Source organism: Christensenella massiliensis (assembly GCF_040409835.1).
GTDB classification, from domain to species: Bacteria; Bacillota; Clostridia; order Christensenellales; family Christensenellaceae; genus Christensenella; species Christensenella massiliensis.
Genome location: NZ_CP117826.1, coordinates 2,098,084 through 2,115,035 on the forward strand (window position 1 = coordinate 2,098,084; position 16,952 = coordinate 2,115,035).

Below are 16,952 nucleotides of genomic sequence, written 5' to 3' on the forward strand. Positions count from 1 at the left end.
AACATCAAGGCTATTGCCTCAAAAGGCGGTAGCCTTTTTTGTTGCCTGAATTTTTCGGATTCATACAAAATTTGGGGCAGACGCATGATATAATAAAGAAAAAAGACAGCGGCAGGGGAAACCGTTTATGAGCGTGACCTTTATTCTCGGACGGACCGCATCGCGGCGGGACGAACGGGTGATGGAAAGAATAAAAGATATTGCGGGGAATGACCCGCTTGCGGAGGTGCTTGTCGTCGTGCCGCCGCAGGCTACCTATATTGCGGAAAAGCAGCTGATGAAAGCGCTTGGGGTCAAGGGGCTGATGGGCGTATGTGTCCAAAGCCCGGCGAAGCTCTGCGACCGCGTCCTCGAAAGCGTGTATGGAAGAACGGTGCCTTCGATCGATTCAGCGGGCAAAAGCATGCTGCTGCGCGCGATATTGGATGAGGAGGCGGCCGATCTGTCGGCGCTTTCGCGGTGTGCGGGCAAGAGTGATTTTCCCATGCAGCTTGCGGAGCTGATTGCAGAATTAAAGACGCTCGATATCACGCCGGAGATGCTGCGCGGCATCGAGACGGAATATCGGGGCACGCGGGAAAAGATGCAGGATATCGCACATTTGTATGAACGCTTCAATGCGGCGGCAGCCGGGCTTTTCGATACGGAGGATAAGATAGACCTTGTGATCGGCCATATCCCGCAGGCGGATTTCATCCGGCGCGCGCATCTTGTGATACACGGCTTTGATATCTATAATGCGCAGACCGTGCGGTTCATGAAGGCGCTGATGCACACGGCGCAGGATACGGTCATGTCTTTTTACTATGCGCCCAGCGGCCCGGACGGCGAGGTGTATGATATCTGCACGGAAAACCGGGAAAAATTTCTTGTGGATGCGATGAAGCTGGGGCTTGAAACAGAAATCGTGACGGAGGACAAAGCGGCATCGCCGGATATCCTGCACATCGAAAAGAATCTTTACGCCTATCCGGCCGAAAAAAGAGGACGGGCAAAAGATGTGCGCCTGATGCGCGCCCCGGGCATAGAAGAGGAGGTGCGCGCGGTATGCGCACAGGCGGTATGGCTGAAACAAAAATGCGGTTATGATTACCGTGATATGGCGGTCGTATATGGAAGCGCGGAGCGTTACAGGTCTGCGGTGGCACGAGTGTTCGGTCAGGCGGGGATTCCCTGCTTTGCCGGGGAAAGGAGGACGCTCGACCAATGCGCGATGAGCACCTTTCTTCTGACGGCGATCGAGCTCATGCAGGGCAGGCTGAAAAAAGACACGCTGCTCGCCCACGCCAAGACCGGGCTGTGCGGCATTGCGGAGCGAGAAATGTACGCTCTTGAAAATTATGTATTTTCCAATGTGCGGGACGGCTTTGCGTTCACATTCCCATTCCGGGATGAGGCCGCGGAGCGCGCACGCGCCGTGCTGATGGAGCCTATTCTGAGAATGAGGGAGGCCGCGCGGAGGGAAGAAACAGCGGGCGGCATGATCGACTGCCTGCTTGCCTACATGGAAGAACGGAACACGGCGGAAAAGCTGACGCAGCAGATAAGGGCCGCGGAGGCTGCGGGGCTTTCGGAAAGTGCGGAATACAGCGCGCAGGTGCTGGAAAAAACGCTGCGCATTCTTGCACAGGCAAAAGAAATATTGGGGGAACGCCCCATGAAAAAAACGCAGCTTTTAGGACTGATCAGAACGGGGCTCAAAGCGCGGAGGATCGGCGTGATCCCGCCGGGTGCGGACGAGATCGCGGCAGGGGAGGTCTCCTATATCCGGCTGGGGGACGTCAAGGCCGTATTTGTCCTCGGTCTTAACGACGGCATTCTGCCGGACTACGGGCAAAGCTCGGATATCCTTGCGGACCATGAACGCGAGCTTTTGCTGTCGCAGACTGCGGGGCTCCTGTTTACAGGCAATGTGGAGAAACAGAAGCTGGCAGTTTTGAAAATTTTTACCCGCCCGGAGGAGAAGCTTTTTTTAAGCTATGTAGACGACGGAAAAGAAAAACCATCGCCGCTCGTAGATAAACTGCACAGTCTGTTTGCGGAAATAGGCGAGACGGAAGCGGGCCGATGGGCGCTGCGGCTGAAGCAGAATGCTTATCTTAAAACGGCGCAGGCCCTGCGCTCCCTCGGAAGCGGGCAGGGGCTTTCCTGCCCGGAAGAAACGGTTTCCACGGTATTGAACGACAAAGAATTCCCCGCGCGGCTGCGCGCGATCCTTTGGGGAACCCAGAACGCGAACGCTGCGAAACGGCTTTCGCCGGAAACGGCGTCTGCGCTGTACCGCGAGATCAAAGGAAGCGCCAGCAGGCTGGAGCAGTATTACGAATGCCCATATAAGCATTTTATCGGCTATGGGCTCGGAGTGACGCCGCCGCGGGAATATACGATCGATCCGCTTGACGTAGGAAATTACGCGCACAGGCTGCTTGAGCTTTTGACAAACAGGATCAAAGAGAGCGGAAAGCGCTGGAACGAGCTCCCGGAGGAACGATTTGAGGAATATATCGTACAGAGCACAAAGCAGGCGCGCGCAGAGCAGGAGAAGTATACGCTGAACAAGCATAACGAAAATGTGCTCCGCGCGATCGAGCGGGAGACGCGCCTCGCTGCGCGGGCGATCCGCCTGCAGGCGGGCCGGTCTGCCCTGCAGCCGTACGAAACGGAATGCAGATTCGAAAAGAAGCTTTCGGACGGGCTTACGCTCACCGGGAAGATCGACCGGATCGATACGGCACAGCTCGATGGCAAGACATATTACGAGATCGTGGATTATAAAACGGGAACGCCTCATTTCTCCATGCGGGAGCTTGCCGGCGGCCTGTCTCTGCAGCTGATGGTCTATATCATGGCGGCGGCAGAGCTGTTCGGCGCAGACGCGGAGTTCGCCGGAGCCAATTATTTCAGGATTCATCTTCCGGCTTTTGAAGAAGCGGAAAAAACGCCGGAGGAGGATTTCGAAATGGAGGGCGTATGCGGCGTGGATTTTGAGACCGCACAGAAGCTGTACGGCGGCTCGGGAGACGTCGTGCTTACGATCGCACTCGCCAGAAAAAAAGACGGCGGCATCAAGGGAGCGGGCAAGGACAGGATGTTCTCACAGGAGGAAATAGAAAAGCTTCTCGCGTTTTCGGAACGGCTGGCCGAGGAGGCCGTGCAGGAGATGAAAGCGGGCAATACGCAGATCAGCCCCTACCGTCTGGACGGAAAGACCGGCTGTGACTACTGCGAGTTTTCGGGGATATGCATGTTTGATGAAGCGTATCCGGGGAACCGTCCGCGCGGGATAGAGCCGGTAGAGCGGGAAGAGCTGTTGAATGGCGAAACGCGGTGTCCGCAGACAGAAAAAACGGACGGGTCCGTTTCAGAAAGAGAAAGGAGGGCAGGAGCTCTTGAAGCTGACGGAAACACAGGCGCGGGCCGTTGAGACGCAAACGGAGAACGTATTGGTGTCCGCTGCGGCGGGAAGCGGAAAAACGAGCGTTCTGGCAAAGCGCGTGGCGCGCCTTGTTGAAAGCGGAGAAGACATACGGGCGATGCTCGTCATGACTTTTACGAATGCGGCAGCGGCGGAGATGCGCCAGCGCATCGCGCGGGAGCTGCGGGGAAAAGCCGTCAGGACAGGGAACGGACGGCTTTACATGCAGGCGGAATTCGTCGCGGCGGCGGATATTTCCACATTCCACAGCTTCTGCGGAAAGGTGGTGCGGCAGAATTATGCGCTTCTCGGCCTTTCGCCGGGTATGCGCATTCTGGATGAGGGCGGGATGAACCGCATGAAGTCTGAGGCCGCCCGCGCACTGTTTGACGACCTGTATGAAGAAGAAAATGCAGATTTTCTGCGGCTGCTCGCGCGGTATACGCGAAGGAGCGACGACCGGACCCTTGCAGATTATCTGTTCCGCATCTATGATTATCTGATGAGCAGGCCGGATCCGTTCGGATGGGCGGAATGGTCCGAGAACAAGAATGGCCCGGCCTATATTGCATGGCTGGAAGAAAGACACAAGGAAAGCATAACGGACTGTATCGCTCAGGCTGAACGGTGGATCGCGGCCGCAGCGGCAGTCTCGCGCGGCACGGAAGAAAAACAGTTTGCACAGGACGAGGCATGCGCCGCTATGCTGCGGGAAATGCGGGAATATGCAAGGCGATGCGGCGCGCAGGATTTTTTTGCGCGCTACGGAGATGCCAAGCTGCCGAATATCGTGCGGGGAATGGCGGAGGAACGAAAAGAACGCATTCAAGGCATGTATAAGGAAGCGCGAAAAAAGCTGAAGGAGGCCCTCGAAAAAGCGCGGCAGCCGTTTTTGCAGCGGGCAGAGCAGGAGCTCACGCATACGCAGCCGGACGTACGCGCCATGATGAGGCTCGTTCGTGCGTTCCACGAACGGTATGCACGGAATAAAGAGGAAACGAATGTGCTTGATTATGCTGATATGGAGCATTTTGCCCTCCGCGCGCTTTCCGACGGCGCGGTACGGGGCATGTATACGGATACCTACCGGCATGTTTTTGTAGACGAATATCAGGACACGAATCCCGTTCAGGAAGAGATCGTGCGCGCTGTTTCAGGCGGCGGCAGTCTGTTCATGGTGGGAGATATCAAGCAGAGCATCTATAAATTCCGTCTGGCCGATCCTATGATCTTCCGGGAAAAGGCGCAGGAATTCCGTACGGGCGCGGCGAGCGGCGAGCTTATCCTGATGAACGATAATTTCCGCAGCCGGAGGGGCGTGATCGACGCGGTAAACGGCATTATGGAGCGGGTCATGTGCGAGGAGCTTGGCGAGGTCTGCTACGATGAGAACGAGCGTCTGCGCGGCAGTACGGCAGGCGGGGAGGCGCGTCTTTTGCTGTGCGCGGGAACAGACGGAGAACGTGCCGGGAACCGGCATAGCAAACAGGCAGGGATACTTGCTGCGGAAATTGCACGCGAGCTTTCCGGAACGGTCGCAGATAAACAAACGGGCAAACAAAGGGCCGTGGCCTGCGGCGATATCGCGGTGCTGCTCCGCTCGCGCAGCGAGCTTATTTACCAGCTGAAATCCGAGCTCGACCAGAGGGGGATCCCCTGCGCGGTGGATGTGGAACAGGCGCGGGATATCCGGGAGATAGAGCTTTTTATGAATGTGCTTCGTCTGACGGATAATCCCTGTCAGGATGTTCCCCTGCTTTCGGTTCTGCGTTCATACATCGGAGGGATGGACGAAGAAGATTTCGCACGGATACGGATCGCGTGCGGCAAGGAAAGGGAACCGTTCTATCGAAGCGCGGACCGTTACGCCAGAGAGGAAAAGGACGAAACGGCGCGCAGGCTGCGTACGTTCTATGCGAAAATGAAATTCCTGCGCACCTGCGCGGTGGCGCTTTCTCTGCCGGAATTTCTTGCGCGGGCCGTACAGGAGACGGATTTTGAGACCTATCTTGCCTGTGTGCCGGGCGGAGGCATGAAGCAGGGCGTATTCGCACAATTTATCGCAATGGCGTCGGAGCTCGCGGCACAGGAAAACAGCCTGTACCTGTTGCTGCAGGCGCTGCGGGAGATCAAACGGAAAAACGGCGCATATCTGAAAGCAGCGGTGCACACGGGCGATGCGGACTGCGTGCATATCACGACGATACACGCGTCGAAGGGGCTGGAATATCCAATCGTTTATATCGCGGGGCTGGAACGCGCGCTTACCGTGCAGGATTTCCGGAACAGGATGCTCATCCATGCAGATTTTGGCTTGGTCACGCAATATATCGACGAAGAAGCATTCGTGCGGAAAGAGACTGCGGAGCTGGAACTTGCAAAACGGCAGATCCGGCGTGAATATCTGTCCGAGGAGCTGCGTGTCCTCTATGTGGCAATGACGCGCGCGCGGGAAAAGCTGGTCCTTGCAGGCAGTGTAAGCGATCTGGAGCGTGCGCGTGCGCGGTGGCAGCTGATACACGATGTGGGAAATTATGAGGAGGCACGGTCGATGCTGGATTGGATCGCCGCCGCCAATCAGGACGGGCTGATACCGGTGAAAGTATGCGGAGGAACGGAGCAGACGGAAGAGCAGGTTCTGCCCGATATGCAAAAAGAGCTTGAACGGCTGCGCGGGCTGTCCGCCCGTGCGGAGCTTTTGAGCGCGGAAAAGACGGCTGCCGTTCCGGCAAAGGTATCGGTGAGTGCGGTAAAGCAGGCGCAAAACATACGGCGCTTTTTGCGGCCCGTGCTTCCGGACGATGGGGAGGAGATCACAGGTGCACGCCTCGGTACGCTCATACACAGCGTGATGGAGCACGTTGTCTGTACCGGAGGAGACGCCGTGCAGGCGGCGGAACGCATGCTTGGGAACAAGCTTCTTACAAAGCAGGAGCACAGCGCTGTGCTCAAAAACAGGGAATGGATCGACGGCTTTCTGAAAACGCCGTTGTATGCCCGCCTGCGGAATGCAAAGCGGGTGCTGCGCGAGCAGCCCTTCAATTTGGAGGTAGAGGCGGACAGTATCGGCTATGAGGGCAGCGGAACGATGCTGGTACAGGGGATTTTAGATCTGGCGTTTTTGGAAGACGGGTGGGTGCTCGTGGACTATAAAACAGACCGTGTGACAAAGGAGACGCTGGCACAGACTGCACAGGGTTATGCAGTACAGCTTGCGCTCTATGCGCGCGCTCTTGCTGAAATAACGGGGATACCCGTCAAAGAAAGATATTTGTATTTTCTGCGTATGCAGGAATGCGTAAAGGTATGATCGGCACAATGGAATGAGGAAAAAGCAAATGGCGAGATTTACAGCGGATTTTATAGTGACGCGTCCGGATGCGGACCGGTTTATTGCTTTTGTAGCACAGGATTTCTTTCAAAAGGAAGGCTTTCAATATGTAAGCTTTAAAGGAGAAAATGTCTGGAGAAAAGGAATGGGCGCGCTTGCAGCTCCGCGGTTCATGAAGCTGGAATTCAAAGACGGAAGGGTCCATCTCGAAGCATGGCTGCGGACCGTTTGGCTGCCGGGCGTATATGGCAAAGAGATGGACCTTACGGGCGCATGGGGCTTTGCGGTAAAAGAGCTGTTCCGCGGAACGGTACAGCAGCTTATCGGTCTGCTTCAGCAGCCGCAAATGGTAAACGGTACGCAGCAGCCTCCGCACATGCAGCCGCAGATGTCATGCGGAGAACAGGCCGCTCCCTCCTGCGGCAAGATACAGGCGGCAGGCCCGGAGCCGCAGCAGCCGGTTCCGGTCATCGTGCATAGTACGCAGGGAAGCGCTGTACTGGCGCTGGTTATGGGCCTCGTCGGCTTGCTGGGGTTATTGATTCCGATCGCCGGCATCGTATGCGGTGTGATCGCGATTCTGAGCGGAATGAAAGGGAGGTGTTCTCCGGCAGGCGGCATGGCAACGGCAGGGTTTATTCTTGGGATCATTGCCATCGTGCTTTCTGCCGCCTCATGGGCATTGACTGTTATTGTAGCGTTCATGAGACTATGACGGCGTACATCAGGCAGGTCTCACTGCGCGCAGATAAAAAAGAAGAAATAAAGCGCTCCTACCTGTGGTCTATCCCGGCGATCCGCAGATTAAAAACGATCGAATTGTCAAAGCCGGTCACTTTCCTGGTAGGAGAAAACGGCTCCGGAAAATCAACGTTTCTGGAAGGAGTGGCGGTGGCGAGCGGCTTCAATGCGGAGGGCGGCTCGAAAAACTTCAATTTTTCGTCGCGCGATACGCATTCGAAGCTGCACGAATATCTGCGCATCGCACGGGGGATCCCCTTTGCAAAAGATGGTTTTTTCCTGCGCGCGGAGAGCTTTTATAACGTTGCCTCCAATGTGGATAAAATGGAAGAGGCGGAAGAGAATCGCATCTGCCGGTCTTCGCTCTATGCTTCCTATGGCGGCGCTTCCCTCCACGCCCAGTCGCACGGGGAAAGCTTTATTGCGCTTATACAAAACCGGTTTCGGGGAAACGGCCTTTACCTCCTCGACGAGCCGGAGGCGGCGCTTTCGCCCGCGCGCCAGATGGCTCTGCTTTCCCTGCTCCACAGTCTGGTACGGCAAAATTCTCAGTTCATCATCGCGACACATTCGCCGATTTTGATGGCCTACCCGAATGCGGACATTTTCGTGTTCGACGGATCGGGCGTCCATAAAACGCCCTATGAGCAAACGGAACACTATTTTATCACCAAACGTTTTTTAGACCAGCCGCAGCGTATGCTCGGGGAATTGCTGGGGCCGGACGAAACGGAATAAAAAAAGAGGCAGCCGCCTCTTTTTTTAGATGATAGTCTGCCGTCAATATCCCTGCTGTTCGATATATTGTGCGATATCTTCGATTATTTTTTGATGCTCTTCTGTTTGCGGCAGTGTACGCAGCCGCTCTGCAAGCTCTGCGCTGCGGAATATACAGCCCGGGAGTGCAGGAGCGATCTCTGCGATGAAGTCCGCATCCATCGCATCGGAATAGAGCTTTGCGTCCGTGATCCTGCCGTCCTTTGTAGAGAGAAGCAGTTCGACGCCCCCCCACGGGAAACGCGTTTTGATCGTGATGTCAAATTTCGGGGATTCCCCAAAGATCCATTCCCAGCTTGCGTTGCGTTTTTCGATGGCCGCGATCTCGCTCCATGCCTCCTGTGTAAACGGATAATCCTGCGTTTGTCCGTATTCGGCGGAAAAGGCTTTTTTCAGGGCCTCCGTCATTTTGGCGGGTGTGATCTCCGGATTCAGCTCCGCAAGATTCACCACCCGGGAGCGGACAGATGCGATGCCCTTGGATTCTATTTTGTCCTTAGGTACGGCAAGATATCCCGAAAGCTTTCCCATATCGGAATCGATCAGGATGGTTCCATGGTGGAACGCGCCGTTTTTGCGCATGCAGAATGCGTTGCCCGAAAATTTCCGCCCATCCGCCAGAATATCATTCCTGCCGGAAAATGCGGCGTCTATACCGAACATACGCGCAGCATCCAGCATCACCTTCAGCTGGCGGTGAAGGTCATAGCGTTCCTTAGAAGCGATGAATGAAAAATTGAGATTCCCAAGATCGTGAAAGACAGCGCCGCCGCCCGAAATGCGCCGCGAAAGCTTCCCGCCGTCCCGCTCCAGCTTTTCATGCCTGCATTCTCCCCAAGCATTTTGGTTTTTCCCGATAATGACGGAGTCGGAATGCGTATATAAATAAAGTACGACCTCCTCCGGCTTGATGTGCGAAAGGATATATTCCTCTACGGCAAGTGTGCGGTGCGGGTCGTTGCTGTCCGATACATAAAAATATTGCTTGTTTTGCATAAAGCTCTCCTTTTTTTGTTCCCTATAATATAATTATAGAAAAAAAGTGAATATCGCGCAAGCTTGCCGTTGCGTCCGGCCCGGCTTTATATTATGATAAGAAAGAAAGGACGGAAAACAGCGTGAAATGTTATCAGGCGGAGACGCATTGTCATACAAGCGAGGTAAGCCCGTGTTCGCGTATCCCGGCACACTATCTGGTAGAGGGATATTTAGATGCAGGCTACCGTTATATGTTTGTGACCGATCACTATCATCCTGTGGTGCTGGAGCACCCGTCGCTGGACGGCAAAACATGGGAGGAACGCATCGATTTTTTCTGGAGCGGCTATGAAGCGGCACGCAAGGCGGCGGAGGGCAGCGGGCTGCTCGTCCTGCCTGCAATGGAGGTCGCGCTCAATATCCAGCCGAACGGCTTGGGCGATGACTTCCTTATTTACGGGGCAAGCAAGGAATTTTTGAAAAGCGAGCCCTATCTGTATAGGCTTGGTTATCAGGATTTTTATCAGAAGATGCACGAGAATGGCTTCTTAGTGTTTCAGGCGCATCCCTACCGCTATGGCCTCCATCCGGTCGAACCCATCTGTTATGATGGGATAGAGATGGTCAATACGCATCCGCGGCATTTGTCGCACAATGCTTTAGCGGCGAAATTTGCGACGGAGCATGGCCTGTGGGTCATCGGCGGCAGCGACGCGCACGGCGAGGAGGATATCGGACGGGGCGGCGTGATGTTGCCGGACGGCATAGAAAGCGCGGGAGATTTTATACAATATTATAAAGAAAACGGTTCGCCGGAGCTAATCGTTACATTCGGCGCATAAAAAACAGTTTATTCGCCGGAAATTGTGGTTATTTATAGGAAGAATATCATGATAGACAGTAGCTATCTTCTATTATGGATAAATGATTGAGGGAAAAGAGGTAAAAGTAATGGCACAGAAAGTTTCAAAGGACATGAATATCATGGACATTCTGCAGATCGATGAAGGGCTTGCACCGATCTTTATGGAAGCAGGCATGGGCTGCCTTGGATGCGCAGCGGCGCATTTTGAGAATCTGGAGCAAGCCTGCGCAGTACACGGGATCGACGCAGATGCGCTGGAAGCAAAGCTGAACGCCTATCTGGAAGCAAAATAAAAAAACGGCGGAACGATTCCGCTCGATATTACAAACAAAGGAGTAAAGGGAATGGAAAAGTACGTATGCACGATTTGCGGTTATGTTTATGACCCGGAAGCGGGCGATCCGGATAACGGGATCGCACCGGGCACGAAATGGGAAGATGTTTCGGAAGAGTGGGTATGCCCCCTCTGCGGTGCGGATAAATCCGCTTTCGAAAAAGAATAATCAGAGCATAGAGCATCAGAAAAGGCTGGCCGCCGTTTGGAGCCAGCCTTTTTTTGTTCGCTCCGCGGCAATAGAAAAAACGATACAGGTGGGCGAAAGCACAGGAAGGCGCGGCGGGAAAGCTTGACACACAGCGGCCGGAACGGTATGATAACGCATATATGAAAAGAAACGGGATTGCCGGAAAAACAGCGCACGGAACGGCCGGTGCGCGCAAAAGGAGAAGCGTTCTATGAAACGGAAATTGTGCTGTCTGGCATGCATCCTTGCCGCGGCATTTGCTTTTTGGGGGTGTGCGGCGGATACCAACGGTACGTCTGCGGTGATGTCTGCGGCGGCGGAAAATACTGTGCGGGAAAGTGCGGCGGAGCCATCTGCGGTCCTTGAAACAAAAACTGAAAAGAGCGGGAATGCGGAGGCGGACAGTACGGCTGCGACAGGCGAAATGGAAATAGCGGCCCCCTCTGCTCAGCCGGAAGAAGCAAAACCTCTTATTTACAGCGAGAGGTACGAAGGGGACGGATATTCTTTCCGCTATCCGGAGGAGACAGAGATCCTCACTGATACGGAGACACTGAAATCCTTTCTGCTTCCGGATGGAGACTGCGTGCTGAATATAACGCGCATCAATTTGAGCGGGCAGGACATCACGCTCGATGAGGCGCTTCCTGTTTATGAAAAAACGCTGGAAGAGCAGGGGAATATCGTTACGGAAAGCGGCAGCATTGAAGGGCTCTCCTATGATAATGCACTGCTTGAGGTTCGTCTGCAGGAAGAGGGTTCCGCGGAAATGACAGATTCCGTACAGGCATTTTTTATGGCGGACGATTATAATTATACCTTTACGGTATCTTCCCATAAAAAGGATACCGGTGAAATGAAAGAGATCGTAACGCGGCTCGCAAAAAGCTTCCGGACAGAAAATCAGGAATAGGTATAGATTTTTTATAATGAAAGGGCGTTTCCCTTCACAGGAGAGCGCCCGTTTTTGTATATAAACAGCGCATTTTTGGCGCAATTAAGGGGTCTGCGAAAAAAAGAGAAAAAAAGTAAAAAAAGTAGTTGACATGGGGAATGGAGTTTGGTATTATAAATGAGCCGCAAAAAAAGCGGCGGACCTTGAAAAATCAATACAGTACCAAGAACGAAAAGGAAATGCTTGAAAGCGGAGCCTAGGTCAAGAGATTAGTTAAAGACATCTGAGAAGATGTTAAGATTTTAATTAAGAGTTTGATCCTGGCTCAGGACGAACGCTGGCGGCGTGCTTAACACATGCAAGTCGAACGAAGTTATCCAGACAGAAGCCTTCGGGTGGAAGATTGGATATACTTAGTGGCGGACGGGTGAGTAACGCGTGAGCAACCTGCCCTGCAAAGGGGGACAACAGTTGGAAACGACTGCTAATACCGCATAAGACCACGAAACCGCATGGTTTTGAGGTAAAAGGATTTATTCGATGCAGGATGGGCTCGCGTCCCATTAGATAGTTGGTGAGGTAACGGCCCACCAAGTCAACGATGGGTAGCCGACCTGAGAGGGTGATCGGCCACACTGGAACTGAGACACGGTCCAGACTCCTACGGGAGGCAGCAGTGGGGAATATTGGGCAATGGGGGAAACCCTGACCCAGCAACGCCGCGTGAGGGAAGAAGGTCTTCGGATTGTAAACCTTTGTCCTATGGGACGAAGAAAGTGACGGTACCATAGGAGGAAGCTCCGGCTAACTACGTGCCAGCAGCCGCGGTAATACGTAGGGAGCGAGCGTTGTCCGGAATTACTGGGCGTAAAGGGTGCGTAGGTGGTCAAGTAAGTCAGATGTGAAAGACCGGGGCTTAACCCCGGGATTGCATTTGAAACTGTTTGACTTGAGTACAGGAGAGGGAAGTGGAATTCCTAGTGTAGCGGTGAAATGCGTAGATATTAGGAGGAACACCAGTGGCGAAGGCGACTTTCTGGACTGCAACTGACACTGAGGCACGAAAGCGTGGGGAGCAAACAGGATTAGATACCCTGGTAGTCCACGCCGTAAACGATGGATACTAGGTGTGGGGCCCGATAGGGTTCCGTGCCGAAGCAAACGCATTAAGTATCCCGCCTGGGGAGTACGATCGCAAGGTTGAAACTCAAAGGAATTGACGGGGGCCCGCACAAGCAGCGGAGCATGTGGTTTAATTCGAAGCAACGCGAAGAACCTTACCAAGGCTTGACATCCTCTGACGGCTGTAGAGATACAGCTTCCCTTCGGGGCAGAGAGACAGGTGGTGCATGGTTGTCGTCAGCTCGTGTCGTGAGATGTTGGGTTAAGTCCCGCAACGAGCGCAACCCTTATTGCTAGTTGCCAGCACGTCATGGTGGGAACTCTAGTGAGACTGCCGGGGACAACTCGGAGGAAGGTGGGGACGACGTCAAATCATCATGCCCCTTATGTCTTGGGCTACACACGTGCTACAATGGCCGGTACAAAGGGCAGCGACGTCGTAAGGCAGAGCGAATCTCAAAAAGCCGGTCCCAGTTCGGATTGTGGGCTGCAACCCGCCCACATGAAGTCGGAGTTGCTAGTAATCGCGAATCAGCATGTCGCGGTGAATGCGTTCCCGGGCCTTGTACACACCGCCCGTCACACCACGGAAGTTGGGAGCACCCGAAGCCAGTGGCTTAACCGCAAGGAGAGAGCTGTCGAAGGTGAGATCAATGACTGGGGTGAAGTCGTAACAAGGTAGCCGTATCGGAAGGTGCGGCTGGATCACCTCCTTTCTAGGGTGTAGAAAAGAGAAGACTAAGGAGAAGCGAGTAGAGGATTTTCTTTTCGGTACTGTAGAGATTGAAGAGCAGCAAACTGCATAGGAAGCCTTTTAGAGCACATACAGGGATGTATGTGATTTAAAATGGGGGTGTAGCTCAGCTGGGAGAGCACCTGCCTTGCAAGCAGGGGGTCAGCGGTTCGATTCCGCTCATCTCCACCAAGTGGGGGAAAGCGGGAGACACCGAAGCAGCTAACTGAAGATGGGCTTTTAGCTCAGCAGGTTAGAGCACACGCCTGATAAGCGTGAGGTCGGTGGTTCGAGTCCACTAAAGCCCACCATGGCAAATGCGTTAGAGCAGAGTGCCGAAGCACATTGAAAACTGAATAGTAAACCGAAAGAGAAAAGCGAAACGATATCTAGAAAGAACTAATCTGCAAAGATGAAAAAGGGTAAGATATAATTTTGCGAAAGTCTTAGGGAGAGAGAAGTAGACGAAAAGATCAAGCTATGAAGAGCACAGGGTGAATGCCTTGGCATCAAGAACCGAAGAAGGACGTGTCAAGCTGCGAAAAGCTGCGGGGAGTTGCAAGCAAACATTGATCCGCAGATATCCGAATGAGGGAACTCAGCACATGTAATAGTGTGTTACCATATACTGAATCCATAGGTATATGGGGGGAACCCGGTGAACTGAAACATCTAAGTAGCCGGAGGAAAGGAAAACAACCGTGATTCTCAAAGTAGCGGCGAGCGAAATGGGAAGAGGCCAAACCGGAAGTCTTCGGACATCCGGGGTTGCGGACCCATATAATCGATCTGACGAATATAGCTGAATAGCATTGGAAAGTGCAGCCAAAGAGGGTAAAAGCCCCGTAAGCGAAATACGAGTCAGCGAGATGGGCACCAGAGTACCACGGGGCACGTGAAACCCAGTGGGAAGCCGGGAGGACCACCTTCCAAGCCTAAATATTCCTTGATGACCGATAGAGAAATAGTACCGTGAGGGAAAGGTGAAAAGCACCCCGGGAGGGGAGTGAAAGAGAACCTGAAACCTTGTGCTTACAAGCAGTGGGGGCACTATTAGAAAGTGTGACCATGTACTTTTTGTAGAACGGGCCAGCGAGTTACGGTATGTAGCGAGGTTAAGTGACTGGAGTCACGGAGCCGAAGGGAGACCGAGTCTGAATAGGGCGTTAAGTTGCATGCTGTAGACCCGAAACCGGGCGACCTACCCATGAGCAGGTTGAAGCGGTGGTAAAACACCGTGGAGGACCGAACCACACGTATGTTGAAAAATGCGGGGATGACTTGTGGGTAGCGGAGAAATTCCAATCGAGCTCGGAGATAGCTGGTTCTCCTCGAAATAGCTTTAGGGCTAGCCTCAAGTGAAGATATATGGGGGTAGAGCACTGAATGGACTAGGGGGCTTCACGGCTTACCGAATCTTATCAAACTCCGAATACCATATATTACCTGCTTGGGAGTCAGACAGTGTGAGATAAGTTTCATTGTCAAAAGGGAAAGAGCCCAGATCATCAACTAAGGTCCCAAAGTGTAAGTTAAGTGGAAAAGGATGTGGAATTGCAGAGACAACTAGGATGTTGGCTCAGAAGCAGCCACTCATTTAAAGAGTGCGTAACAGCTCACTAGTCGAGTGATTGTGCGCCGAAAATGTCCGGGGCTAAAACTTACCACCGAAGTTATGGGTGCAGCGTTTTCAACAATGCTGAAGAAGGTGTCGGGAAAAGGACACGTAGCAAACCGGGAAAAAGGAGGTTTGCGTCAAATCCAACAGGATAGAACCTGAAGAATCAGGCGGTATTGTTGAAAACGTTGCGCGGTAGAGGAGCATCGTATTTGGATCGAAGCCATACCGAGAGGAGTGGTGGACCGGATACGAGAGAGAATGCTGGCATAAGTAGCGAGAGTGAGGTGAGAATCCTCACCGTCGAAAGCCTAAGGTTTCCTGGGGAAGGCTCGTCCGCCCAGGGTAAGTCGGGACCTAAGCCGAGGACAGTATAGTCGTAGGCGATGGACAACAGGTTGATATTCCTGTACTACCGGTCATTCGTTTGACTGAAGCAGTGACACAGGAGGATAGCAGAAGCGCCTTGATGGTAGAGGGCGTCTAAGCACTGAGGGTGGAAATTAGTGAAGTACGGTTTCCATAAAGCCTGAGGTGTGATGGGGACAGAAAATAAGTATGGAAGTCTGTGAATCCACACTGGCGAGAAAAGCTGCTAAGGAGAATGACAGGTACCCGTACCGCAAACCGACACAGGTAGGCGAGGAGAGAATCCTAAGACGATCGGGAGAAGCATTGTTAAGGAACTCGGCAAAATGACTCCGTAACTTCGGGATAAGGAGTGCCTAGCAATAGGTCGCAGTGAATAGGCCCAAGCGACTGTTTAGCAAAAACACAGGTCTGTGCGAAATCGAGAGATGAAGTATACGGGCTGACGCCTGCCCAGTGCTGGAAGGTTAAGGGGAACTGTTAGCGCAAGCGAAGCAGGGAACTTAAGCCCCAGTGAACGGCGGCCGTAACTATAACGGTCCTAAGGTAGCGAAATTCCTTGTCGGGTAAGTTCCGACCCGCACGAATGGCGTAACGACTTGGGCACTGTCTCAACAATGTACCCGGCGAAATTGTAGTATGAGTGAAGATGCTCATTACCCGCGATAGGACGGAAAGACCCCGTAGAGCTTTACTGCAACTTGGCATTGGATTTTGGTATTGGATGTACAGGATAGGTGGGAGGCTGAGAAGCGTTGACGCCAGTTGACGCAGAGCCGCTGTTGGGATACCACCCTTCTAATACTAGGGTTCTAACATGAGGCCGTGATCCGGCTCATGGACAGTACCAGGTGGGCAGTTTGACTGGGGCGGTCGCCTCCGAAAGAGTAACGGAGGCGCCCAAAGGTTTCCTCAGAATGGTCGGAAATCATTCATTAGAGTGCAAATGCATAAGGGAGCTTGACTGCGAGAGAGACATCTCGAGCAGGGACGAAAGTCGGGATTAGTGATCCGGCGGTATGAGAGTGGAATTGCCGTCGCTCAACGGATAAAAGCTACCTCGGGGATAACAGGCTTATCTCCCCCAAGAGTCCACATCGACGGGGAGGTTTGGCACCTCGATGTCGGCTCGTCGCATCCTGGGGCTGAAGCAGGTCCCAAGGGTTTGGCTGTTCGCCAATTAAAGCGGCACGCGAGCTGGGTTCAGAACGTCGTGAGACAGTTCGGTCCCTATCCATCGTGGGCGCAGGAAGTTTGAGTGGAGCTGTCCTTAGTACGAGAGGACCGGGATGGACGTACCAATGGTGCACCAGTTGTCGTGCCAACGGCATGGCTGGGTAGCTACGTACGGACGGGATAAACGCTGAAGGCATCTAAGCGTGAAGCCCCCCACAAGATAAGACTTCCCATCCTTTATGGAGTAAGACCCCTTGAAGACTACAAGGTTGATAGGCTGGAGGTGTAAGTACAGCAATGTATTCAGCTGACCAGTACTAATAGGTCGAGGGCTTGATCAACGAAAGTTGATTCAACAGTCTAACTAACAACTTTAAGACTTATCTCTTTCCTTACTACTATTCAGTT

At 53.4% G+C, this 16,952-nt stretch carries 9 protein-coding genes, 2 tRNA genes and 2 rRNA genes; 12 read left to right on the top strand and 1 reads right to left on the bottom strand.

Translation table 11 applies throughout. The annotated features are described in order from the left end of the window. Window positions 1-127: 127 nt before the first annotated feature. Genes PUP29_RS10310 through PUP29_RS10325 form a run of 4 tightly spaced genes read left to right on the top strand, consistent with a single transcriptional unit; the run spans window position 128 to window position 8,225 of the window. Window positions 128-3,424 (top strand): PD-(D/E)XK nuclease family protein, encoded by a 3,297-nt coding sequence (locus tag PUP29_RS10310; protein ID WP_353423224.1) that lies wholly within the window; start codon window positions 128-130, stop codon window positions 3,422-3,424. Beyond that, window positions 3,315-6,725 carry a UvrD-helicase domain-containing protein gene (locus PUP29_RS10315; RefSeq protein WP_353423225.1) on the top strand — a complete coding sequence of 1,137 codons (3,411 nt, stop codon included), beginning with the start codon at window positions 3,315-3,317 and terminating at the stop codon, window positions 6,723-6,725. Before PUP29_RS10310 ends, PUP29_RS10315 begins: the two co-directional genes overlap by 110 nt. 28 nt (window positions 6,726-6,753) lie before the next feature. Further along, a complete protein-coding gene (locus PUP29_RS10320; RefSeq protein WP_079545998.1) occupies window positions 6,754-7,461 on the top strand; it encodes a hypothetical protein in 708 nt (235 codons plus the stop codon). Next, window positions 7,458-8,225 (top strand): AAA family ATPase, encoded by a 768-nt coding sequence (locus PUP29_RS10325; protein ID WP_353423227.1) that lies wholly within the window; start codon window positions 7,458-7,460, stop codon window positions 8,223-8,225. Before PUP29_RS10320 ends, PUP29_RS10325 begins: the two co-directional genes overlap by 4 nt. Window positions 8,226-8,267: 42 nt before the next feature. Here PUP29_RS10325 and PUP29_RS10330 read toward each other — a convergent pair whose 3' ends face one another. Next, on the bottom strand, window positions 8,268-9,260 hold the full coding sequence (locus PUP29_RS10330; protein ID WP_353423229.1) for a lipoate--protein ligase: 993 nt from the start codon (window positions 9,258-9,260) through the stop codon (window positions 8,268-8,270). Window positions 9,261-9,382: 122 nt separating this feature from the next. Here PUP29_RS10330 and PUP29_RS10335 point away from each other — a divergent pair, with 122 nt between their 5' ends. The 8 genes from PUP29_RS10335 (at window position 9,383) to PUP29_RS10370 (ending at window position 16,885) form a co-directional block, all read left to right on the top strand. Beyond that, window positions 9,383-10,084, top strand: a complete 702-nt coding sequence (locus PUP29_RS10335) for a PHP domain-containing protein (RefSeq protein WP_353423231.1) — start codon at window positions 9,383-9,385, stop codon at window positions 10,082-10,084. 109 nt (window positions 10,085-10,193) lie between these two features. Continuing rightward, window positions 10,194-10,400, top strand: a complete 207-nt coding sequence (locus tag PUP29_RS10340) for a DUF1858 domain-containing protein (protein ID WP_079545992.1) — start codon at window positions 10,194-10,196, stop codon at window positions 10,398-10,400. Between the two features lie 51 nt (window positions 10,401-10,451). Continuing rightward, window positions 10,452-10,610 carry a rubredoxin gene (rd, locus tag PUP29_RS10345; RefSeq protein WP_353423234.1) on the top strand — a complete coding sequence of 53 codons (159 nt, stop codon included), beginning with the start codon at window positions 10,452-10,454 and terminating at the stop codon, window positions 10,608-10,610. A 232-nt stretch (window positions 10,611-10,842) separates the two neighbouring features. Beyond that, window positions 10,843-11,544, top strand: a complete 702-nt coding sequence (locus tag PUP29_RS10350; RefSeq protein ID WP_353423236.1) for a hypothetical protein — start codon at window positions 10,843-10,845, stop codon at window positions 11,542-11,544. Between the two features lie 284 nt (window positions 11,545-11,828). Next, window positions 11,829-13,364 (top strand): 16S ribosomal RNA (locus PUP29_RS10355). A 133-nt stretch (window positions 13,365-13,497) separates the two neighbouring features. Then, window positions 13,498-13,573, top strand: a tRNA-Ala gene (locus tag PUP29_RS10360). A 42-nt stretch (window positions 13,574-13,615) separates the two neighbouring features. Continuing rightward, window positions 13,616-13,692, top strand: a tRNA-Ile gene (locus tag PUP29_RS10365). Between the two features lie 160 nt (window positions 13,693-13,852). Beyond that, window positions 13,853-16,885, top strand: a 23S ribosomal RNA gene (locus PUP29_RS10370). Together the 16S and 23S rRNA genes with 2 tRNA genes alongside form the textbook arrangement of a ribosomal RNA operon. Window positions 16,886-16,952: the final 67 nt, after the last annotated feature.